Origin of the sequence: Shigella sp. FJ200513, assembly GCF_040495915.1 — a bacterium.
Lineage (GTDB): Bacteria > Pseudomonadota > Gammaproteobacteria > Enterobacterales > Enterobacteriaceae > ECMA0423.
In genome coordinates this window covers 15,297-35,916 of the sequence record NZ_JBDYCV010000036.1, presented here as the reverse complement: position 1 = coordinate 35,916, position 20,620 = coordinate 15,297, and the positions used below count along the sequence as shown (strand labels likewise).

General features: G+C 50.9%; 23 protein-coding genes and 1 pseudogene. 14 read left to right on the top strand and 10 right to left on the bottom strand.

Annotation, left to right across the window (positions count from 1 at the left end; all coding sequences use genetic code 11):
• Positions 1-76: 76 nt before the first annotated feature.
• Positions 77-325, top strand: a pseudogene (locus tag ABZJ92_RS10225) (serine-type D-Ala-D-Ala carboxypeptidase); the annotation flags it as partial.
• Between the two features lie 46 nt (positions 326-371).
• Here ABZJ92_RS10225 and deoR read toward each other — a convergent pair.
• Both deoR and ybjG read right to left on the bottom strand, forming a co-directional pair.
• Positions 372-1,130, bottom strand: coding sequence for a DNA-binding transcriptional repressor DeoR (gene deoR / locus ABZJ92_RS10220; protein WP_000450120.1), 759 nt, complete (start codon positions 1,128-1,130; stop codon positions 372-374).
• Between the two features lie 57 nt (positions 1,131-1,187).
• Positions 1,188-1,784, bottom strand: a complete 597-nt coding sequence (gene ybjG / locus ABZJ92_RS10215) for an undecaprenyl-diphosphate phosphatase (protein ID WP_001612704.1) — start codon at positions 1,782-1,784, stop codon at positions 1,188-1,190.
• Between the two features lie 284 nt (positions 1,785-2,068).
• On the opposite strand from ybjG, the gene mdfA reads away from it, so the two are divergent.
• Positions 2,069-3,295: a multidrug efflux MFS transporter MdfA gene (gene mdfA, locus ABZJ92_RS10210; protein ID WP_001180084.1), complete on the top strand. Its 1,227-nt coding sequence runs from the start codon at positions 2,069-2,071 to the stop codon at positions 3,293-3,295.
• Between the two features lie 40 nt (positions 3,296-3,335).
• Here mdfA and ybjH read toward each other — a convergent pair whose 3' ends face one another.
• The 3 genes from ybjH to ABZJ92_RS10195 all read right to left on the bottom strand — a co-directional run bounded on the left by ybjH (position 3,336) and on the right by ABZJ92_RS10195 (position 5,729).
• Positions 3,336-3,620, bottom strand: coding sequence for a protein YbjH (gene ybjH, locus ABZJ92_RS10205; protein WP_000605480.1), 285 nt, complete (start codon positions 3,618-3,620; stop codon positions 3,336-3,338).
• A gap of 85 nt (positions 3,621-3,705) precedes the next feature.
• Positions 3,706-4,521 carry a 5-amino-6-(5-phospho-D-ribitylamino)uracil phosphatase gene (ybjI, locus tag ABZJ92_RS10200; protein WP_000023563.1) on the bottom strand — a complete coding sequence of 272 codons (816 nt, stop codon included), beginning with the start codon at positions 4,519-4,521 and terminating at the stop codon, positions 3,706-3,708.
• Complete coding sequence (locus ABZJ92_RS10195) at positions 4,521-5,729, bottom strand: MFS transporter (protein ID WP_000217851.1); 1,209 nt, start codon at positions 5,727-5,729, stop codon at positions 4,521-4,523. Before ABZJ92_RS10195 ends, ybjI begins: the two co-directional genes overlap by 1 nt.
• Before the next feature lie 83 nt (positions 5,730-5,812).
• On the opposite strand from ABZJ92_RS10195, the gene rcdA reads away from it, so the two are divergent.
• Complete coding sequence (gene rcdA / locus ABZJ92_RS10190; protein ID WP_001297003.1) at positions 5,813-6,349, top strand: DNA-binding transcriptional regulator RcdA; 537 nt, start codon at positions 5,813-5,815, stop codon at positions 6,347-6,349.
• 174 nt (positions 6,350-6,523) lie between these two features.
• On the opposite strand, the gene ABZJ92_RS10185 is transcribed toward rcdA, so the two are convergent.
• The gene (locus ABZJ92_RS10185; RefSeq protein WP_001024865.1) at positions 6,524-8,209 is read right to left on the bottom strand and encodes an aspartate:alanine antiporter; all 1,686 of its coding nucleotides are present in this window, start codon (positions 8,207-8,209) and stop codon (positions 6,524-6,526) included.
• A gap of 269 nt (positions 8,210-8,478) precedes the next feature.
• Here ABZJ92_RS10185 and ABZJ92_RS10180 point away from each other — a divergent pair, with 269 nt between their 5' ends.
• Positions 8,479-8,856, top strand: coding sequence for an inner membrane protein YbjM (locus ABZJ92_RS10180; protein WP_000681108.1), 378 nt, complete (start codon positions 8,479-8,481; stop codon positions 8,854-8,856).
• A 29-nt stretch (positions 8,857-8,885) separates the two neighbouring features.
• On the opposite strand, the gene grxA is transcribed toward ABZJ92_RS10180, so the two are convergent.
• Positions 8,886-9,143: a glutaredoxin 1 gene (gene grxA / locus ABZJ92_RS10175; RefSeq protein ID WP_001195240.1), complete on the bottom strand. Its 258-nt coding sequence runs from the start codon at positions 9,141-9,143 to the stop codon at positions 8,886-8,888.
• Positions 9,144-9,302: 159 nt separating this feature from the next.
• Between grxA and ABZJ92_RS10170 the strand changes: the two genes are divergently transcribed.
• From ABZJ92_RS10170 to rlmC, 10 genes are all read left to right on the top strand, one after another.
• Positions 9,303-9,590, top strand: coding sequence for a DUF1418 family protein (locus ABZJ92_RS10170; protein ID WP_001201557.1), 288 nt, complete (start codon positions 9,303-9,305; stop codon positions 9,588-9,590).
• Positions 9,574-10,296 (top strand): nitroreductase NfsA, encoded by a 723-nt coding sequence (nfsA, locus tag ABZJ92_RS10165; protein WP_000189113.1) that lies wholly within the window; start codon positions 9,574-9,576, stop codon positions 10,294-10,296. The genes ABZJ92_RS10170 and nfsA overlap by 17 nt, the downstream gene beginning before the upstream one ends.
• Positions 10,297-10,356: 60 nt before the next feature.
• Complete coding sequence (rimK, locus tag ABZJ92_RS10160) at positions 10,357-11,259, top strand: 30S ribosomal protein S6--L-glutamate ligase (RefSeq protein WP_000684352.1); 903 nt, start codon at positions 10,357-10,359, stop codon at positions 11,257-11,259.
• Between the two features lie 87 nt (positions 11,260-11,346).
• Complete coding sequence (locus ABZJ92_RS10155; RefSeq protein ID WP_000203025.1) at positions 11,347-11,823, top strand: type III secretion system chaperone family protein; 477 nt, start codon at positions 11,347-11,349, stop codon at positions 11,821-11,823.
• A 351-nt stretch (positions 11,824-12,174) separates the two neighbouring features.
• On the top strand, positions 12,175-13,287 hold the full coding sequence (gene potF, locus ABZJ92_RS10150) for a spermidine/putrescine ABC transporter substrate-binding protein PotF (RefSeq protein WP_000126077.1): 1,113 nt from the start codon (positions 12,175-12,177) through the stop codon (positions 13,285-13,287).
• A 94-nt stretch (positions 13,288-13,381) separates the two neighbouring features.
• Positions 13,382-14,515 carry a putrescine ABC transporter ATP-binding subunit PotG gene (gene potG / locus ABZJ92_RS10145; protein ID WP_000996021.1) on the top strand — a complete coding sequence of 378 codons (1,134 nt, stop codon included), beginning with the start codon at positions 13,382-13,384 and terminating at the stop codon, positions 14,513-14,515.
• A gap of 9 nt (positions 14,516-14,524) precedes the next feature.
• Entirely contained in the window at positions 14,525-15,478 is a 954-nt protein-coding gene (gene potH / locus ABZJ92_RS10140) for a putrescine ABC transporter permease PotH (protein ID WP_001093858.1), read from the top strand.
• Entirely contained in the window at positions 15,475-16,320 is an 846-nt protein-coding gene (gene potI, locus ABZJ92_RS10135) for a putrescine ABC transporter permease PotI (RefSeq protein WP_001061675.1), read from the top strand. The genes potH and potI overlap by 4 nt, the downstream gene beginning before the upstream one ends.
• A gap of 59 nt (positions 16,321-16,379) precedes the next feature.
• Positions 16,380-16,868, top strand: coding sequence for a YbjO family protein (locus ABZJ92_RS10130; RefSeq protein WP_000389260.1), 489 nt, complete (start codon positions 16,380-16,382; stop codon positions 16,866-16,868).
• A 40-nt stretch (positions 16,869-16,908) separates the two neighbouring features.
• The gene (rlmC, locus tag ABZJ92_RS10125) at positions 16,909-18,036 is read left to right on the top strand and encodes a 23S rRNA (uracil(747)-C(5))-methyltransferase RlmC (protein WP_001149748.1); all 1,128 of its coding nucleotides are present in this window, start codon (positions 16,909-16,911) and stop codon (positions 18,034-18,036) included.
• A 174-nt stretch (positions 18,037-18,210) separates the two neighbouring features.
• On the opposite strand, the gene artJ is transcribed toward rlmC, so the two are convergent.
• The 3 genes from artJ to artQ all read right to left on the bottom strand — a co-directional run bounded on the left by artJ (position 18,211) and on the right by artQ (position 20,618).
• On the bottom strand, positions 18,211-18,942 hold the full coding sequence (gene artJ / locus ABZJ92_RS10120) for an arginine ABC transporter substrate-binding protein ArtJ (protein WP_005048400.1): 732 nt from the start codon (positions 18,940-18,942) through the stop codon (positions 18,211-18,213).
• Between the two features lie 291 nt (positions 18,943-19,233).
• Positions 19,234-19,902, bottom strand: coding sequence for an arginine ABC transporter permease ArtM (gene artM, locus ABZJ92_RS10115; RefSeq protein WP_000464491.1), 669 nt, complete (start codon positions 19,900-19,902; stop codon positions 19,234-19,236).
• Positions 19,902-20,618: an arginine ABC transporter permease ArtQ gene (artQ, locus tag ABZJ92_RS10110; protein WP_001001691.1), complete on the bottom strand. Its 717-nt coding sequence runs from the start codon at positions 20,616-20,618 to the stop codon at positions 19,902-19,904. Before artQ ends, artM begins: the two co-directional genes overlap by 1 nt.
• Positions 20,619-20,620: the final 2 nt, after the last annotated feature.

Sequence of the window (20,620 nt, the reverse complement as noted above, 5' to 3'; positions counted from 1 at the left end):
CCTTCAGGGAAAAATATCATCAGATGGCTGCTTAAAAAAGAACAAATGGTAGTGTCCGCTATTGCCAGTACACCTCACCGTGACCATACCGCGTGGGCAGCTGAAAAACCTGAAGGCGAGCTACACGTTAACGGAACCGCAGCTTACCGCACCGCTGAAAAAAGGTCAGGTTGTCGGGACCATTGATTTCCAGCTTAACGGTAAATCCATTGAGCAGCGTCCGCTGATCGTGATGGAAAATGTGGAAGAGGGCGGATTCTTTGGTAGGATGTGGGATTTCGTGATGATGAAATTCCATCAGTGGTTCGGCAGCTGGTTCTCTTAATCTTCTGATAACCGGATGGCGCGAAACGTCATCCGGTTATACGTCATTAATACATCAACTTAATACGGTGCGTCTGCGCGTACTTCACATACTCATCTTCCGGGCAACAATCACTCACCACAATATCAAAGCGTTTCAGGTCACCCATGCGCGCCGGACGCACCTTGCCAAATTTACTGTGGTCGACAACCAGCACATGCTTTTGCGCCATCGACATGGCCCAGTGTTTTACCGGCAACTCTTCAAGATTAAAACAGGTAGCGCCTTTACTGACATGCACGCCCGCCGCGGAATAAAAAGCGATATCCGGGCAAAAATTATTCAACGTTTGCTGAAAATCGATGGGTTTGAAAATGGCGTTGCTGGCGTGAAATTCACCACCGCACAGAAATGCGCGGCAATGGGGTTTCTCTTTCAGCGCCAGAAAGGTATTTAGCGAATAACAAACGGCGGTAAAAGGGATTTCATTATCAATCGCTTCAATAATCCACGGCGTGGTGGTGCCACAGTCAAAAAAGAGGGTCTGATCGGGTTCTACCAGTGTCGCAGCCAGTTTTGCCGCCCGGCGTTTTTCTTCCACCAGGCGGGATTTTTGATCGCTTAACAGGTAATGGCTGGCACTGCGCGGTTCCAGAACAATATAGCCGCCGAGCAAAACGACGGGCGCACTGTGGTTGTTCAGATCGCGACGAATCGTCATCTCCGAAACCCCAAGCAGGGCGGCGGCGTCTTTAAGATGTAACTTATCGCTGCGTTTTAATTCTTGCAGCAGCTGCCCGATACGCTCTTCGCGACGTGTTTCCATAATCCCTCTGAATAGTTATTGAAGCGAGCCGCTCAATACTACACTTTTTAGCAGAGATCAGTCACGCACCCAGCCTTTGCGGATCGGTAATGCAAAACAGACGCGATACCACGATTGCAGACGTTGATAGAGTTTATGCCCCATCGCTTGCCAGATAATCTGGGCACTAAGGCAGCCAATCATACCTGCCAGCAATCCACCGAGCATATCCAGCGGCCAGTGGACGCCAAGATAAACGCGCGACCAGGCAATGACGACGGCCAGCACCATTAAAAGTGAGCCGGACCACAGGCGATGCCAGCATAAAAATGCCAGTGCAAAGGTGAAAATCACCGTACCGTGATCGCTCGGGAATGAGTCATCCGCCGCATGATGCAGGAAGTTATAGCCGATATTTTCGACAAAGGGTCGGTCGTGCGGAAAAAGATGTCCCATCGTCCAGGACACAAACAGGCTGACCGCCAGCGCGATAGCGATTTTTATCACCAGTTGCCGTTGTGCTGTAAGCCCCCACAACCAAAGTACCGCGGCCAGCAACGGCACCACGGTAATCAAATCTTTAGCAATAAAAATCGCCAACGAGATCATCCACGGAGCCGAGTCTGGCGTCGCGTTAATAAGAGAGAATAGAGAGAGATTCAAATTTTCCAGCATAACTTCCCGACGCAAAGTGATTAAAAGGGAGCCAATACAGGCAAGTCGTTGAGAATAAAGTGCAGGTTAAACTGGGTAAAGCGGCATCGTCTTATTTCCCTCAAGCGGCCTGTTTACGGTGGGTGATTGTAACGGGCATAGGTTAAATAAAACTTAAAGAAAGCGTAGCTATACTCGCAATAATGTAAGAATGTGCTTAACCGTGGTTTCAGCTACAAAATTCGCTTTCTCGTTAGCTGCGCTTTTATTAAACTCTGCGCGATTATTATTGGCGAAGAAATTGCATGCAAAATAAATTAGCTTCCGGTGCCAGGCTTGGACGTCAGGCGTTACTTTTCCCTCTCTGTCTGGTGCTTTACGAATTTTCAACCTATATCGGCAACGATATGATCCAACCCGGTATGTTGGCCGTGGTGGAACAATATCAGGCGGGCATTGATTGGGTTCCTACTTCGATGACCGCGTATCTGGCGGGCGGGATGTTTTTACAATGGCTCCTGGGGCCGCTGTCGGATCGTATTGGTCGCCGTCCGGTGATGCTGGCGGGTGTGGTGTGGTTTATCGTCACCTGTCTGGCAATATTACTGGCGCAAAACATTGAACAATTCACCCTGTTGCGCTTCTTGCAGGGCATAAGCTTCTGTTTCATTGGCGCTGTGGGATACGCCGCAATTCAGGAATCCTTCGAAGAGGCGGTTTGTATCAAGATCACCGCGCTGATGGCGAACGTGGCGCTGATTGCTCCGCTACTTGGTCCGCTGGTGGGCGCGGCGTGGATCCATGTGCTGCCTTGGGAGGGGATGTTTGTTTTGTTTGCCGCATTGGCAGCGATCTCCTTTTTCGGTCTGCAACGAGCTATGCCTGAAACCGCCATGCGTATAGGCGAGAAACTGTCACTGAAAGAACTCGGTCGTGACTATAAGCTGGTGCTGAAGAACGGCCGCTTTGTGGCGGGGGCGCTGGGATTCGTTAGCCTGCCATTGCTGGCGTGGATCGCCCAGTCGCCGATTATCATCATTACCGGGGAGCAGTTGAGCAGCTATGAATATGGCTTGCTGCAAGTGCCTATTTTCGGGGCGTTAATTGCGGGTAACTTGCTGTTAGCGCGTCTGACCTCGCGCCGCACCGTACGTTCGCTGATTATTATGGGCGGCTGGCCGATTATGATTGGTCTGTTGGTCGCTGCTGCGGCAACGGTTATCTCATCGCACGCGTATTTATGGATGACCGCCGGGTTAAGTATTTATGCTTTCGGTATTGGTCTGGCGAATGCGGGACTGGTGCGATTAACCCTGTTTGCCAGCGATATGAGTAAAGGTACGGTTTCTGCGGCGATGGGAATGCTGCAAATGCTGATCTTTACCGTCGGTATTGAAATCAGCAAACATGCCTGGCTGAACGGGGGCAACGGACTGTTTAATCTCTTCAACCTTGTCAACGGAATTTTGTGGCTGTCGCTGATGGTTATCTTTTTAAAAGATAAACAGATGGGAAATTCTCACGAAGGGTAAAAAAATGCCTGATTGATTTGTGCGATCAGGCATTCTCGAATTAATGGTGATGGTCGTCAATCTGGTGTTCGATAACCATCCCTTCACCTACGCTGGCAAGATGGCGAACATAAGGATGCGGGCGGTAAGCCGGAGCTGGCGCAGGAGCCACATAGACGGTTTGCGGCACAGTCGCGACGCTGACCGCTTGTGGAACGCTGACTGAATCAGGAACCACAACCACTTTGTATCCACTCGGCACATCGACGGTGACACTTTGCGCCATCGCCACACCAGTAAAGCCCATTAAAAGCGCGCCCAACAGTAGACAATTTTTCATAATCATTTCGCCTGAAATAATGCAGCGGGTTAATTTCCGCGAATTATGCAGCCTTCATTCAGGCATTGTGTTGCCGGGCGTGCTGCCGTTTTTATTGGTCAAATGGCGCTTCGTGTTTAAGAACTTTATCGATCACATCCAGTACGCCTTCACGGTTATTGTAGCCTGCCCGGTATTTTGCCGCTGCGACGACTGCGCTGCCGGCATTTTCCATTGCAAAACTAAAGCCTGCCTGACGCAGCATCTCAATATCGTTACCGCCATCGCCAAAGACCACCACTTCGCTGTCGTCTATTCCCCATAATTTCTGCAGTTGGCGAAGGCCATTGGCTTTATGTACGCCGGGGATAATCAGATCGATGCTGCCGTTGCCGGTGTGGACTGGCACCATAATATCGCCGATGGCCTCATGTAATGCTTTTTGTACTTGTGGAATCAGTTCATCGGAAAGATTCAGGCCAAACTTAAAGAAAATATCTTCTAAGTTGTCAAAGTTATCGACGTATTCCAGACGGTGATAATACATTTCCGCCACCGTTTTCATGGCATCGTCATATTTTTTGAGTGTATAGGCGCTATTTTTTCCGCAGGCAATAATTTCCACTTCCGGGCGCGTCAGCAAATGTTCCACGACAGTAGCAAACGCATCCTTCGACAGCTCGCCATTAAAAACATCTTTGCCTTCACTCATTACCCAGCCGCCGTTTTCAGCCACAAAGGCAATTTCATTCGCAATTTCAGGGAAGAAAGAGATCAACTGATAATATTGATTCCCGCTGGCGACCACAAAGCGAATGCCTTGTGCTTTCATTTGCTGATACTGAGCCATAAACCGCTCACGGTTATAGGTTTTTTGATCGCTTAAGAAAGTACCATCCATGTCTACCGCAATTAATTTAATGCTCATCAACTATTCTCCATCGCCGTCTGCGTTTTGGTATCGGGTTTGGCGACGGCTTTCGCGACAATAGCCGCGAGAATAACCAGCGCCAGTACAACCAGCATTGCACTACGTAATCCATAATGTTCGCCGAGATAGCCCAGCAGCGGCGGCCCGACGAGGAAAGCCAGATAACCGGTCGTTGCTACCACACTGACGCGGGTTGGTGCATCGGGGCCGGTATCGCTGGCGGCAGAAATGGTCAGCGGGAAGCCCAGCGAGGCACCCAGTCCCCAAAGTACAACAGACACTCCTGCGACCCAGGCGCTATCGACAAAAATAATCAGCCCAATACCCAACGCCCCCATTAGTGCACTGGCCCGAACCACGGCAACGCGACTGTAACTGTCGATGAACCAACCGCCGGTGAAGCGTCCAACGGTCATCCCCAGGGTAAAACCGGCATAAATCAGTGAGCCGGAAGTGGGGCTAAAACCGTGACCATCAACCATTAATAAGGGTAACCAGTCGTTGGCAGAACCTTCGGCAAAGGCCATCGCCAGCACTACAACACCAATCAACAGCAACTGGATATCGCGATAAAAAGGAATGCCTTTTTCGCCATGCTGGGTGCCATCGGCAGCATTTTTGCCCGTACCGTCAGGGATTGCCTGAATGGCGATATAAATAGGCGCGATACCTACCAGCGCCGCCAATAAAATGTGCACCGTTGCCGGAACGCCAAAGGCCGTCAGTGCCATCCCGACACCAGCGCCTGCCAGCGTGCCCAGGCTATAAAAACCGTGCATCATCGGCAAAACCGTTTTATTCATTTCTCGCTCAACGGCGGCACCTTCAACGTTTATCGCCACTTCCGCAGAACCAAAACTTGCCCCAAAGACGCCGAGACCAACGGCAAAGAGCAGGGGCGATGTCAGCCAGAGTGCCAGACTTAATATCATCATCCCGATCAATGCGCAGGACATCGTGACCAGGATGACATTACGTGTCCCAAAGCGTTTCACTAACCACGCCGAGCAGAGAATACCGCTCATCGAACCGATCGACAGACCAAAGAGAACACCGCCCATTTCAGCGATCGAGACAGAGAGAATATCGCGGATAGCAGGCGTACGGGTTGCCCAGGACGCCATTAACAGGCCTGGCAAAAAGAAGAACATAAACAGCGCCCAGGTTCGGCGTTTCAATGCATTACGTGAAGAATTTACGGTCATAGATCACGTCAAAATAAGAAGAGGGAAGACAACATTAGCAAGGTTGTGTACATTTGTACACAATTGCAGACAGAGGAAATGACATGCGTCGCGCTAACGATCCGCAACGGCGAGAAAAAATTATCCAGGCCACGCTGGAGGCGGTGAAACTTTACGGAATACATGCTGTTACGCACCGCAAAATTGCTACCCTTGCCGGGGTACCGTTGGGATCGATGACCTACTATTTTTCAGGAATTGATGAGTTGTTGCTGGAGGCGTTCAGCAGTTTTACTGAGATTATGTCCCGGCAATATCAGGCATTTTTTAGCGATGTTAGTGATGCTCAAGGCGCATGCCAGGCTATCACCGATATGATCTACAGCTCACAGGTTGCAACGCCGGATAATATGGAGCTGATGTACCAGCTCTACGCGCTGGCTAGCCGAAAACCGCTATTAAAAACGGTAATGCAAAACTGGATGCAGCGCAGTCAGCAAACGCTCGAACAATGGTTTGAACCCGGAACCGCCCGCGCGCTTGATGCGTTTATTGAGGGGATGACGCTGCATTTTGTCACCGACCGTAAGCCGCTATCGCGCGAGGAGATTTTGAGGATGGTTGAGAGGGTTGCAGGGTAGTAGATAAATTTTAGATAACAAAAAACCCATCAACCTTGAACCGAAATGGCGGGGTTGATGGGCTCCACAAAATGGGGACATCAAAGAAAAGCAGTGGCACTAATTAAGACTGATGCCCTGCGGAAAAGTTCTGCGGTTGTGCAAAAAAATTTCATTTTCAGGGCAACTTCAGTTTTATCCTAATCCTGGCCATACCATGACGATGATTGTCCCTGCCAGCGTCAGCAGGACGTTGGCGATTGCGTAGGTGCCCGCATAGCCCAGCGCAGGGATGTTACTGCGAGCTGTATCACTGATGATCTCCATTGCCGGCGCGCAGGTGCGTGCGCCCATCATTGCGCCGAACAACAGTGCGCGGTTCATTCGCAATACATAAGCACCGAACAAGAAACAGATAACCACGGGCACAAGACTGACAATTAATCCGGCAATCAACATCTGACCGCCAATCGCGCCCAGGCCGTTATTAATACCGCTACCGGCGCTCAGACCAACGCCTGCCATAAACACCATCAAGCCGAACTCTTTCACCATGCTTAATGCACCTTGCGGAATGTAACCGAAGGTCGGGTGGTTAGCACGCATAAAGCCCAGCATAATTCCGGCGAATAACAACCCGGCAGCGTTCCCCATGCCGAAACTGAATGTGCTGAACTGGAAGGTGATCATCCCGATCATCAGCCCAATAACAAAGAAGGCGCAAAATGCCAGCAGGTCAGTGACCTGGCTGTGAATCGAGATAAAGCCGATGCGATCGGCGATGGTTTTTACGCGACGGGCATCACCGCTGACTTGTAAAACGTCACCTTTGTTAAGCACGACGTTGTCATCTATCGGCATCTCAATCTGGCTACGAATGACGCGGTTAAGGAAGCAACCGTGATCGGTCAACTTCAGTTGTGCGAGACGTTTACCTACAGCGTTATGGTTTTTAACGACCACTTCTTCAGTGACGATACGCATGTCGAGAAGGTCACGATCGAAAACTTCTTTACCGTTACGGAAGCTGGGATCGAGTCGGGCATGGGCGTCGGGATAGCCTACCAACGCTATTTCATCGCCCATTTGTAGCACGGCATCACCGTCTGGATTTGCCAGAATCCCGTTACGTCGAATACGTTCAATGTAGCAGCCGGTTTGTCGATAAATACCCAGTTCACGCAGATTTTTGCCGTCGGTCCAGGCCACCAGCTCCGGGCCGACGCGATAGGCGCGGATCACCGGTAAATAAACCTTACGGTTGGCATCAGTGTCCAGGCCACGTTCGCGGGCGATTTGCTGGGCGCTGGTCTGTAAGTCCTGATGCTGCAATTTCGGCAAGTAACGCGCACCAACAATCAAACTCACCAGACCGATTAAATAGGTTAAGGCATACCCGAGGCTCAGATTATCCAGTGCCAGTGAGAGCTGCCTGCTTTCCATGCCGGAATGATGCAGTGTATCGCCAGCACCGACCAGAACCGGTGTCGACGTCATAGAGCCTGCTAACATACCGGCCGTCAGGCCAATATCCCAGCCAAACAGCTTACCTAACCCTAAGGCGATCACCAGCGCACTGCCAACCATCACCAGTGCTAACATTAGGTAATTTTTCCCATCGCGAAAAAAAATGGAAAAAAAGTTCGGTCCGGCTTCGACCCCGACGCAGAAAATAAACAGCATAAAGCCAAGATTAAGCGCATCGGTGTTAATGCTGAAATGTTGTTGGCCTAATAACAGCGATACGACTAAAACGCCAATGGAATTACCCAGTTGGATCGAACCAAGTCGTAACTTTCCGAGACATAGCCCAAGCGCGAGGACCACAAATAATAACAGAATGTAATTCCCATTTAACAATTCGGCGACGTTTATATTCACGGAGGCTAACTTCTTGTTTACTAGTAAGCTGTTGAAAGAAATGCTAATTTACGATAATGTGTTTTACCAGAATTCAGGGCGCAGATTCATTCAGCGCACCTAAACGATAGTAAAGTAACAATATATTTTACTAGTGTAATCACATTAGGTATCAACGGCTATATGAATTGCGTTGGCCTATATTAGCATGGAATGCGAAGCGGCTTTATCTTACTGAACGCCACACTGGCGAAAAATGTGTTCGATAGACGCAGTGTCAGGAGGAACGAGTGAAACATAAACAACGTTGGGCGGGGGCAATCTGCTGTTTTGTCCTCTTCATTGTGGTGTGCCTTTTTCTGGCGACGCACATGAAAGGCGCTTTTCGGGCTGCCGGGCATCCTGAAATCGGCTTGCTGTTTTTCATTCTTCCTGGAGCAGTTGCCAGTTTCTTTTCACAGCGTAGAGAAGTCCTGAAACCTCTATTTGGCGCAATGCTGGCGGCACCCTGTTCAATGCTCATTATGCGGCTGTTTTTTTCACCGACGCGCTCATTCTGGCAAGAGCTGGCATGGTTACTAAGCGCGGTGTTCTGGTGTGCGCTGGGGGCACTGTGTTTCTTATTTATCAGTAGTTTGTTTAAACCACAGCACAGAAAAAATCAGTAAAGCCCTCAACGCGAGGGCTTGTCAGACGATCAGGCGTCCAGATTTTCTTTCACCCATGCAGCAAAATCGGTATAGCCGCCGATATGTTGCTGATCGACAAAAATCTGCGGCACGGTTTCTACGGGTTTACCTGCCTTTTGTTGTAGATCTTCTTTAGTGATCCCTTCCGCACGAATATCTACATACTGATACTGAAAATCATCGCGTTCATTGCTCAATTTCTCAGCCAGATCTTTTGCACGCACACAGTAAGGGCAACCCGAACGACCAAAAATAACGGTTTGCATTATTTCTCTCCTCATAGATTTATGCCTGTAATGATCACGCTAAAATGTATTCGCTGAAAGTAGGTTTAACCTGTTGCATTAATTGCTAAAAGCTATAACTGTTAAACACAATACAGTGAAAAGTTTTAGACTGAAGGCTCACTTTGCAGAGGGAAGCGTATGCGCGCGATCGGTAAATTGCCTAAAGGCGTGTTGATACTGGAATTTATCGGAATGATGCTACTGGCGGTGGCGCTGCTGTCGGTAAGCGACTCCCTGTCGCTGCCTGAGCCATTTTCTCGGCCAGAAGTGCAGATTCTGATGATTTTTCTCGGTGTTTTGCTCATGCTTCCCGCTGCGGTGGTGGTTATTCTTCAGGTGGCAAAACGTCTTGCCCCACAGCTGATGAACTGTCCACCGCAATATTCACGTTCAGAAAGAGAAAAAGATAATGACGCCAACCATTGAACTTATTTGTGGCCATCGCGCCATTCGCCATTTCACTGATGAACCCATTTCCGAAGCGCAGTGTGAGGCGATTATTAACAGCGCCCGTGCGACGTCCAGTTCCAGTTTTTTGCAGTGTAGTAGCATTATTCGCATTACCGACAAAGCATTACGTGAAGAACTGGTGACGCTGACCGGCGGGCAAAAACACGTAGCGCAAGCGGCGGAGTTCTGGGTGTTCTGTGCCGACTTTAACCGCCATTTACAGATCTGTCCGGATGCTCAGCTCGGCCTGGCGGAACAACTGTTGCTCGGTGTCGTTGATACGGCAATGATGGCGCAGAATGCATTAACCGCAGCGGAATCGCTGGGATTGGGCGGGGTATATATCGGCGGCCTGCGCAATAATATTGAAGCGGTGACGAAACTGCTGAAATTACCGCAGCATGTTCTGCCGCTGTTTGGGCTGTGCCTTGGCTGGCCTGCGGATAATCCGGATCTCAAGCCGCGTTTACCGGCCTCCATTTTGGTGCATGAAAACAGCTATCAACCGCTGGATAAAGACGCACTGGCGCAGTATGACGAGCAACTGGCGGAATATTACCTCACCCGTGGCAGCAATAATCGCTGGGATACCTGGAGCGATCATATCCGCCGAACAATCATTAAAGAAAGCCGCCCATTTATTCTGGATTATTTGCACAAACAGGGTTGGGCGACGCGCTAAAACCGCCACGTCGATGTATGATACGCGGGCTTTTGACCAGGTCTGACAGAGAGGTGCAGGGTGAAAATTGCCATATTGTCCCGGGATGGAACGCTCTATTCGTGTAAGCGGCTGCGTGAAGCCGCTATACAGCGCGGTCACCTGGTTGAAATTCTTGATCCGCTTTCTTGCTACATGAACATAAATCCTGCGGCGTCTTCTATTTACTACAAAGGCCGCAAGTTACCCCATTTTGACGCAGTGATCCCGCGTATTGGCACCGCCATTACCTTTTATGGGACGGCGGCACTGCGCCAGTTCGAGATGCTGGGGAGCTATCCGCTCAATGAGTCGGTCGCCATTGCCCGGGCGCGTGACAAATTGCGTTCCATGCAACTGCTGGCGCGTCAGGGCATCGACCTGCCTGTCACGGGCATTGCGCATTCGCCGGATGATACCAGCGATTTAATCGACATGGTCGGTGGTGCGCCGCTGGTGGTCAAGTTGGTTGAAGGCACGCAGGGAATTGGCGTCGTGCTGGCGGAGACTCGTCAGGCGGCGGAAAGCGTGATTGACGCTTTCCGCGGTCTGAACGCGCATATTCTGGTGCAGGAATATATCAAAGAGGCGCAAGGGTGCGATATCCGCTGTCTGGTTGTTGGTGATGAAGTGGTCGCTGCGATTGAACGGCGGGCGAAAGAGGGCTATTTTCGTTCCAATTTGCATCGTGGCGGCGCGGCAAGCGTCGCCAGTATCACACCACAGGAGCGTGAAATCGCGATAAAAGCCGCGCGAACGATGGCGCTGGACGTTGCTGGTGTGGATATTCTGCGTGCTAATCGCGGGCCGTTGGTGATGGAAGTGAATGCGTCGCCGGGGCTGGAAGGAATAGAAAAAACCACCGGTATCGATATCGCGGGTAAAATGATCCGCTGGATCGAACGCCACGCTACGACAGAATATTGCCTGAAAACGGGTGGTTAGTCGCAATCACATTACTGATCATGGTTTTGCCTGCGCTTTTTGCGTAAGCTGTGCCGGTCTTTTTATCGAAAGAGGTTGTACAAAATTATGACATCGCTGGTCGTTCCTGGTCTGGATACGCTGCGTCAATGGCTCGATGACCTGGGGATGAGTTTTTTTGAATGTGATAACTGTCAGGCTCTGCATCTGCCCCATATGCAGAATTTCGACGGTGTCTTTGATGCCAAAATCGATCTGATCGATAACACGATCCTGTTTTCTGCCATGGCGGAAGTCCGACCTTCAGCCGTATTGCCGCTGGCGGCGGATTTATCTGCCATCAATGCCAGTTCGCTGACCGTGAAAGCATTTCTTGATATGCAGGATGATAATCTGCCAAAGCTGGTGGTTTGCCAGTCTTTATCCGTTATGCAGGGCGTAACCTATGAGCAGTTTGCATGGTTCGTGCGTCAGAGCGAAGAGCAGATTTCGATGGTCATTCTTGAAGCTAATGCCCATCAACTGCTGTTACCGACTGACGATGAAGGGCAAAACAACGTTACCGAAAACTATTTTCTCCACTGATAATTCCTTTCGAGCACGCAGTCGCTGCCGCAGTGACTGCGCGCTGCAAAATTATCTGCTGTTTTTAACCTTTTCTTAAAGATTATTTCACTTCTCTTGTGTCGATTTGGCTTTATCACATAGAGCAAATACGCATAAAAATTTGTTAAATACCGTTTTTTAATCCGAGCTATAGTCTCAAACCCTGGCTAAAGTTATTCTTGCGATGCTTCTATATAGCGAGCAGTGCTGGCCGGGAGAGAGTTCTCTTTTCTTACACCGCGCCGATAAAAAAATATGCACGTTTATTGCATATCTTTCAGTGTGACAACTTTTGTTCGTTTGTTAACGAACTTTCAGAAGGAAAGAGATGTGACCGCCTTAAATAAAAAATGGCTATCGGGTCTGGTTGCGGGTGCTCTGATGGCCGTCTCTGTCGGCACGCTCGCGGCTGAACAAAAAACACTCCACATTTATAACTGGTCTGATTATATCGCCCCTGACACGGTGGCCAATTTTGAAAAAGAAACCGGTATTAAAGTCGTCTACGATGTTTTCGACTCTAACGAAGTACTGGAAGGCAAATTAATGGCGGGTAGCACCGGCTTTGACTTGGTGGTTCCATCTGCCAGCTTTCTAGAACGCCAGTTGACTGCGGGAGTTTTCCAGCCGCTGGACAAAAGCAAATTGCCGGAGTGGAAGAATCTCGACCCGGAGCTGCTGAAGCTGGTCGCCAAACACGATCCCGACAATAAATTTGCTATGCCCTATATGTGGGCGACGACCGGGATTGGCTATAACGTTGATAAAGTTAAAGCTGTGCTGGGCGAAAACGCGCCCGTCGATAGCTGGGACTTGATCCTCAAACCTGAAAATCTGGAAAAACTGAAAAGCTGCGGTGTCTCTTTCCTGGATGCGCCAGAAGAAGTTTTTGCTACCGTGTTGAATTATCTCGGCAAAGATCCCAACAGCACTAAAGCGGATGATTACACCGGACCGGCAACCGATCTGCTGTTAAAGCTGCGCCCGAACATTCGTTATTTCCATTCATCTCAATACATTAACGACCTGGCAAACGGCGATATTTGCGTCGCTATCGGCTGGGCAGGTGATGTCTGGCAGGCGTCAAACCGCGCGAAGGAAGCGAAGAATGGAGTGAATGTCTCGTTCTCGATTCCAAAAGAAGGGGCGATGGCGTTCTTTGATGTATTCGCCATGCCAGCGGATGCCAAAAACAAAGACGAAGCCTATCAGTTCCTGAATTACCTGCTGCGCCCGGATGTAGTAGCGCATATTTCCGACCATGTGTTCTATGTCAACGCCAATAAAGCAGCCACGCCGCTGGTGAGTGCGGAAGTCCATGAGAACCCGGGTATTTATCCGCCTGCGGATGTTCGTGCGAAGCTGTTCACTCTGAAAGTGCAGGACCCGAAAATCGACCGTGTGCGCACCCGCGCGTGGACCAAAGTGAAGAGCGGAAAATAATCCGCAGCCTTAGATGCCGGGCGGGCGCACCACACCCGCCGGCAATTCGCACCATCATGGTGCGCTTGCACACATTCAATGCCGGAGAGCAGCCGTGAATGACGCTATCCCTCGCCCGCAGGCGAAAACCCGTAAGGCGCTGACGCCGCTATTAGAAATCCGCAACCTCACCAAATCCTACGATGGTCAACATGCGGTGGATGATGTCAGCCTGACCATCTACAAAGGTGAAATCTTCGCGCTGCTGGGCGCATCCGGCTGTGGCAAGTCCACGCTGCTGCGTATGCTGGCAGGTTTCGAACAACCTTCTGCCGGACAGATAATGCTTGATGGCGTCGATTTGTCACAGGTTCCGCCTTACCTGCGCCCCATCAATATGATGTTTCAGTCTTACGCGCTGTTTCCGCATATGACCGTGGAACAGAACATCGCTTTTGGCCTGAAACAGGACAAACTACCGAAAGCGGAAATTTCCAGTCGGGTCAATGAGATGCTCGGCCTGGTGCACATGCAGGAGTTCGCCAAACGTAAACCGCATCAGCTTTCTGGTGGTCAGCGACAGCGTGTGGCCCTGGCCCGAAGCCTTGCCAAGCGCCCGAAACTATTACTGCTCGACGAGCCGATGGGCGCGCTGGATAAAAAGCTGCGTGACCGGATGCAGCTTGAAGTGGTGGATATTCTGGAGCGCGTCGGTGTGACTTGTGTGATGGTCACCCACGATCAGGAAGAGGCGATGACCATGGCGGGGCGCATCGCCATTATGAATCGTGGGAAATTTGTCCAGATTGGCGAACCGGAAGAGATCTACGAGCATCCGACTACCCGCTATAGCGCCGAATTTATTGGCTCGGTAAACGTCTTTGAAGGCGTACTCAAAGAGCGTCAGGAAGATGGCTTGGTGCTTGATTCGCCGGGGCTGGTGCATCCACTGAAAGTCGACGCGGATGCCTCGGTGGTCGATAACGTGCCGGTACATGTGGCGCTGCGCCCGGAAAAAATCATGCTTTGCGAAGAGCCGCCCGCCAATGGTTGTAACTTCGCGGTGGGGGAGGTGATACACATTGCCTATCTCGGCGATCTTTCGGTGTATCACGTTCGTCTGAAAAGTGGGCAGATGATTAGTGCCCAGCTACAAAACGCCCATCGTCATCGTAAAGGGTTACCGACCTGGGGCGACGAAGTGCGTTTGTGCTGGGAAGTGGACAGCTGTGTGGTGCTGACGGTTTAAGGAGCAAAGATGAATACACTTGAACCTGCTGCCCAGTCGAAACCGCCGGGCGGATTTAAGCTGTGGTTGTCGCAGCTGCAAATGAAGCATGGGCGCAAACTGGTCATTGCGTTGCCATATATCTGGTTGATCTTGCTGTTTCTGCTGCCATTTCTGATTGTCTTTAAAATAAGCCTGGCGGAGATGGCGCGCGCTATTCCACCTTATACCGAACTGATGGAGTGGGCTGACGGGCAACTGTCCATCACTCTTAATCTCGGTAATTTTCTGCAACTGACCGACGATCCGCTCTATTTCGATGCTTATCTCCAGTCGCTACAGGTGGCTGCGATTTCGACATTTTGCTGTTTACTGATCGGCTATCCGCTGGCGTGGGCGGTGGCGCACAGTAAGCCTTCGACCCGTAATATTTTATTACTACTGGTGATCCTGCCGTCGTGGACCTCGTTTCTGATCCGCGTTTATGCTTGGATGGGAATATTAAAAAACAACGGTGTGCTGAATAATTTTCTGCTGTGGCTGGGGGTTATCGATCAACCGCTGACCATTCTTCATACCAATCTGGCAGTTTATATTGGCATTGTTTACGCCTACGTGCCGTTTATGGTGCTGCCGATTTATACCGCGTTGATTCGTATTGATTATTCGCTGGTGGAAGCAGCGCTGGATCTCGGTGCACGACCGCTGAAAACGTTCTTTACTGTGATCGTGCCGCTGACTAAAGGTGGGATTATTGCCGGATCGATGCTGGTGTTTATCCCGGCTGTGGGCGAGTTTGTGATCCCGGAACTGCTCGGTGGCCCGGACAGCATCATGATCGGGCGCGTGCTATGGCAAGAGTTTTTCAATAACCGCGACTGGCCGGTGGCCTCGGCGGTAGCGATCATCATGTTGCTGCTGCTAATTGTGCCGATAATGTGGTTCCACAAACACCAGCAAAAAAGCGTGGGAGAACACGGATGAATAATTTACCGGTAGTTCGTTCGCCCTGGCGGATTGTGATTTTGCTGCTGGGCTTTACCTTTCTCTACGCGCCAATGCTGATGCTGGTTATCTATTCGTTTAACAGCTCGAAGCTGGTGACGGTGTGGGGCGGCTGGTCAACGCGCTGGTATGGTGAGTTATTGCGCGATGACGCGATGATGAGTGCGGTTGGTTCAAGCCTGACAATTGCTGCCTGTGCGGCAACGGCGGCGGCGATCCTCGGGACTATTGCGGCGGTGGTGCTGGTGCGCTTTGGCAGGTTTCGCGGATCAAATGGCTTTGCCTTTATGATCACCGCGCCGCTAGTAATGCCAGATGTCATCACGGGCTTGTCGCTGTTGTTATTATTCGTCGCGCTTGCTCATGCCATTGGCTGGCCTGCGGACCGCGGTATGCTTACCATCTGGCTGGCGCATGTCACTTTCTGTACGGCTTATGTGGCGGTCGTTATTTCGTCGCGTCTGCGGGAACTGGATCGCTCGATAGAAGAAGCCGCGATGGATCTCGGTGCGACGCCGCTGAAAGTGTTTTTCGTCATTACGCTACCGATGATCATGCCCGCGATCATTTCTGGCTGGTTACTGGCTTTTACTTTGTCGCTTGATGATCTGGTGATCGCCAGCTTTGTTTCCGGGCCGGGAGCCACCACGTTACCGATGCTGGTCTTTTCCAGCGTGCGGATGGGGGTGAATCCGGAAATCAACGCCCTGGCAACATTGATCCTCGGCGCGGTCGGAATTGTCGGATTTATCGCCTGGTATCTGATGGCGCGCGCAGAAAAACAGCGGATACGCGACATCCAACGTGCAAGACGTGGCTGAAGACACTAAAATTTGCCAACCTGGCTACATAATGCCGCGCATGTCGCGGCATTGTTTTCATGGAAGACGAAACGTTGGGATTTTTTAAGAAAACATCTTCATCTCATGCTCGCCTGAATGTGCCTGCGCTGGTGCAGGTGGCGGCGCTCGCCATTATTATGATCCGTGGCCTCGACGTGCTGATGATTTTCAATACGCTGGGCGTGCGCGGTATTGGCGAGTTCATTCATCGCAGCGTACAAACCTGGAGTTTAACGCTGGTCTTTTTAAGCAGTCTGGTGCTGGTTTTCATTGAGATCTGGTGTGCGTTTTCACTGGTGAAAGGGCGTCGCTGGGCGCGCTGGCTATATCTGCTGACACAAATCACCGCCGCAAGTTACTTGTGGGCGGCTTCGCTGGGGTACGGTTATCCGGAGCTGTTCAGCATTCCCGGTGAATCAAAACGTGAAATCTTCCATAGCCTGATGCTGCAGAAGCTGCCGGATATGCTCATCCTGATGCTGCTGTTCGTTCCCTCGACCAGTCGGCGGTTCTTCCAGTTGCAATAATGTGTATAATCGTCGCCCCTGATGATGTGAAGGTCAATGTATGCAGTGCGCACTTTACGACGCGGGTCGCTGTCGTTCCTGTCAGTGGATAACGCAGCCGATTCCAGAGCAACTCTCCGCTAAAACCGCCGATCTTAAAAATCTGCTCGCCGATTTTCCGGTTGAGGAATGGTGCGCGCCGGTGTCAGGCCCGGAACAAGGGTTTCGTAATAAAGCCAAAATGGTGGTGAGTGGTAGCGTTGAAAAAACACTGCTCGGTATGCTGCATCGCGATGGCACGCCGGAAGACCTTTGTGACTGCCCGCTTTATCCAGCCTCATTTGCGCCCGTTTTTGCGGCGCTAAAACCGTTTATCGCCCGAGCGGGGTTAACGCCCTACAACGTGGCGCGTAAGCGTGGCGAACTGAAATACATTCTGCTGACTGAAAGCCAGAGTGATGGCGGCATGATGCTGCGCTTTGTACTGCGTTCTGATACCAAGCTGGCGCAACTGCGTAAGGCGCTGCCGTGGTTACACGAACAACTACCGCAGCTGAAAGTTATTACCGTCAATATTCAGCCGGTACATATGGCGATTATGGAAGGGGAGACGGAGATCTACCTGACCGAACAACAGGCACTGGCGGAGCGTTTTAATGACGTACCGCTGTGGATCCGTCCGCAAAGTTTCTTCCAGACTAATCCGGCGGTCGCCAGCCAGTTGTACGCCACCGCGCGCGACTGGGTACGACAGCTGCCGGTTAAACATATGTGGGATCTGTTCTGCGGTGTGGGGGGCTTTGGTTTACACTGCGCGACGCCTGACATGCAGTTAACCGGGATCGAAATTGCGCCAGAGGCCATTGCCTGTGCAAAGCAGTCAGCCGCTGAACTGGGCTTAACTCGTTTACAATTTCAGGCGCTGGACTCCACTCAGTTTGCCACTGCTCAGGGGGAGGTGCCGGAGCTGGTGCTGGTTAACCCGCCGCGCCGCGGCATTGGTAAACCGCTGTGTGATTATCTTTCAACGATGGCACCGCGTTTTATTATCTACTCCAGCTGTAACGCCCAAACCATGGCGAAAGATATCCGCGAACTGCCAGGTTACCGCATCGAACGGGTACAGCTTTTTGATATGTTCCCGCACACCGCGCACTATGAAGTGTTGACGCTGCTGGTGAAGCAATAAAAAAGCCACAGGTGCGGCTTCAGATTGCTGATCAGGTGCGCTTTGTTCATGCCGGATGCGGCGTGAACGCCTTATCCGGCCTACAAAATCATGCTAAATCAATACATTGCAGAGTTGATGTGGGCCGGATAAGCGCAGCGCATCAGGCAATCTTACTTTTGTCATCAGTCTCAATTACTGCGGAAACCACTGGTCATTGATTTTCTGATATGTACCGTCAGCTTTAATTGCTGCCAGCGCGTTATTCAGTTTTTCCAGCAGAGCTTTGTTATCCGGACGTACAGCGATACCCAGGCCGGTGCCGAAGTATTGCGGATCGGTCACTTTTTCAGTCGCAACGCCCAGTTGCGGATTGGTTTTCAGCCATTCGTTTACCACCGCGGTGTCACCAAATACCCCATCAATACGACCATTTTTCAGATCGATAAAGGCATTCTGATAACTGTCATAGGAGACAGTTTTCACTTCCGGGTGCTGATCCTGAATATATTTCTGGTGCGTCGTACCGTTTTCCATCCCAATGCGTTTGCCTTTCAGGTCGGCAAACGTTTTGTAGGTATCTTTTTTGGAAATCACGACGGCTGAGTTTTCATAGTAGGGTGTGGTAAACGAAACCTGCTTGCTACGCTCCGGGGTGATATCCATACCGGAGATTACGGCGTCATATTTTCTGAATTTCAGTGACGGGATCAGGCTGTCGAACGCGTGATTAGTAAAAGTACATTCTGCCTGCATTTGTTTGCACAAGGCTTTTGCCAGATCGATATCAAAGCCGACAATCTCATTATTAGCACCTATAGATTCAAAGGGTGGATAGGTGGCTGAAACGCCAAAATTGATTTTCTCTGCGGCAGAAGCACCGAAAGTAAAGGAAGCAAGTAAAGCGGCAAGAACTAACTTTTTCATGATGGAACTCCCGTCTGTCAATCTTATGATTTTTGGCCGTGTCTGCGGCATGGGATAACAATGCCATCAAGTGAATTTATATGCAATAAACATGATTAAATAATTTAAATGAAATAAAAAAAGACGGATAACTTAGTGAGTTGTCCGTCTTCATTATAAGAATTTATGCACTATGTAGGCCGGATAAGGCGTCCACGCCGCATCCGGCACAGGCACCGTGCTGATGTCTGATGCGACGCTGGCGCGTCTTATCAGACCTACAAACCCCCCCGGCGAATGTACGCAGCTACATTAATTCCGCCGTTCGAATGCCAGTGCTTTGCGCTCGATCAGACGCATCATCAGCGTCAGCAGGCCGTTGACGACCAAGTAAATAATCCCTGCCGCACCGAACACCATTACATCGTAGGTGCGTCCGTACAACAACTGGCTGTATCCCATCACTTCCATCAGCGTAATGGTGTAAGCCAGAGAGGTACTTTTGAACACCAGCACCACTTCGTTGGAATAAGAAGAGAGCGAGCGTTTAAAGGCATACGGCAGCAGGATCGCCAGCGTATCTTTTTTGCTCATTCCCAGGGCGCTACAGGACTGCCACTGACCTTCTGGGATCGCACGAATTGCACCGTAAAACAGCTGCGTGGTATACGCCGCACTGTTCAGCGATAACGCAATCAGCGCACATAACCACGGTTCTGACAACAAATGCCACAGTGCCGGATACTCCTGCAACGTCGGAAACTGGCCCGGCCCGTAATAAATCAGGAAGATCTGCACCAGCAGCGGCGTACCGGTAAACAGCGTGATATAACCCCGCACCAGCCACACCAGCACCGGCGTTTTCAGCGTCAGGATGATGGTAAAAATCAATGCCAGAATCAGTGCCACAATCAGCGAGGCAACGGTTAGCGTCAGGCTGGTGTGCAGCCCTTTCATCAGCTCGGGTAAATACTCAAACATTAGCTGGGCCTCCGCTCAAAACGTGTCGCGCGCAGGTCAATGCGTTTGAGAATGTACTGACTGAGCAGGGTGATCACCAGGTAAATCGCCGCCGCCACAATGTACCAGGTAAATGGTTCCTGGGTACGAGTAGCAATGCTTTTGGTTTGTAACATTAAATCATTCACACTAATCAAACTGACCAGCGCGGTATCTTTCAGCAGCACCAGCCACTGGTTACCGAGGCCAGGCAGCGCATGACGCCACATCTGCGGCATCACCAGACGGAAAAAGATAGCCGATTTCGACAGCCCCAGCGCCTGACCAGATTCCCACTGGCCCACCGGTACAGCTTTCAACGCGCCGCGCAGCGTTTGCGAGGCATAGGCGGCATACAGCAGTGACAGAGCGATGACACCACAAAGGAACGGACTCACGTCGAAGTTCTCAATGTCCATCTGCACCGGGATCTGCACGAACCCAAGATTGATAGTGAAGCCATCCGAAAGCGTCAGCAGTAACTGCGAGGAGCCAAAATAGATAAACAGCACTACCAGAATTTCTGGCAGGCCACGCAGAATGGTTACCAGCGCTGAACCTGCCCACGCGACAGGACGCCATTTCGCTGACTCCCATACCGCAAAGAACATCGCCAGCGCCAGCCCGACAATCAATGCACAAACGGCAAGGCCGACGGTCATCCCGGCGGCGCTTGCTAAAGGAAAAAATTCATTCATCA

Coding starts and splice junctions, on each gene's coding strand:
- artJ (WP_005048400.1), bottom strand. CDS start 18,942: ATGAAAAAGTTAGTTCTTGCCGCTTTACTTGCTTCCTTTACTTTCGGT.
- ABZJ92_RS10195 (WP_000217851.1), bottom strand. CDS start 5,729: ATGACCGTAAATTCTTCACGTAATGCATTGAAACGCCGAACCTGGGCG.
- ybjI (WP_000023563.1), bottom strand. CDS start 4,521: ATGAGCATTAAATTAATTGCGGTAGACATGGATGGTACTTTCTTAAGC.
- grxA (WP_001195240.1), bottom strand. CDS start 9,143: ATGCAAACCGTTATTTTTGGTCGTTCGGGTTGCCCTTACTGTGTGCGT.
- mdfA (WP_001180084.1), top strand. CDS start 2,069: ATGCAAAATAAATTAGCTTCCGGTGCCAGGCTTGGACGTCAGGCGTTA.
- ABZJ92_RS10130 (WP_000389260.1), top strand. CDS start 16,380: ATGGAAGACGAAACGTTGGGATTTTTTAAGAAAACATCTTCATCTCAT.
- ybjH (WP_000605480.1), bottom strand. CDS start 3,620: ATGATTATGAAAAATTGTCTACTGTTGGGCGCGCTTTTAATGGGCTTT.
- ybjG (WP_001612704.1), bottom strand. CDS start 1,784: ATGCTGGAAAATTTGAATCTCTCTCTATTCTCTCTTATTAACGCGACG.
- potH (WP_001093858.1), top strand. CDS start 14,525: ATGAATACACTTGAACCTGCTGCCCAGTCGAAACCGCCGGGCGGATTT.
- rlmC (WP_001149748.1), top strand. CDS start 16,909: ATGCAGTGCGCACTTTACGACGCGGGTCGCTGTCGTTCCTGTCAGTGG.
- potI (WP_001061675.1), top strand. CDS start 15,475: ATGAATAATTTACCGGTAGTTCGTTCGCCCTGGCGGATTGTGATTTTG.
- ABZJ92_RS10170 (WP_001201557.1), top strand. CDS start 9,303: ATGCGCGCGATCGGTAAATTGCCTAAAGGCGTGTTGATACTGGAATTT.
- artM (WP_000464491.1), bottom strand. CDS start 19,902: ATGTTTGAGTATTTACCCGAGCTGATGAAAGGGCTGCACACCAGCCTG.
- nfsA (WP_000189113.1), top strand. CDS start 9,574: ATGACGCCAACCATTGAACTTATTTGTGGCCATCGCGCCATTCGCCAT.
- artQ (WP_001001691.1), bottom strand. CDS start 20,618: ATGAATGAATTTTTTCCTTTAGCAAGCGCCGCCGGGATGACCGTCGGC.
- deoR (WP_000450120.1), bottom strand. CDS start 1,130: ATGGAAACACGTCGCGAAGAGCGTATCGGGCAGCTGCTGCAAGAATTA.
- ABZJ92_RS10155 (WP_000203025.1), top strand. CDS start 11,347: ATGACATCGCTGGTCGTTCCTGGTCTGGATACGCTGCGTCAATGGCTC.
- rcdA (WP_001297003.1), top strand. CDS start 5,813: ATGCGTCGCGCTAACGATCCGCAACGGCGAGAAAAAATTATCCAGGCC.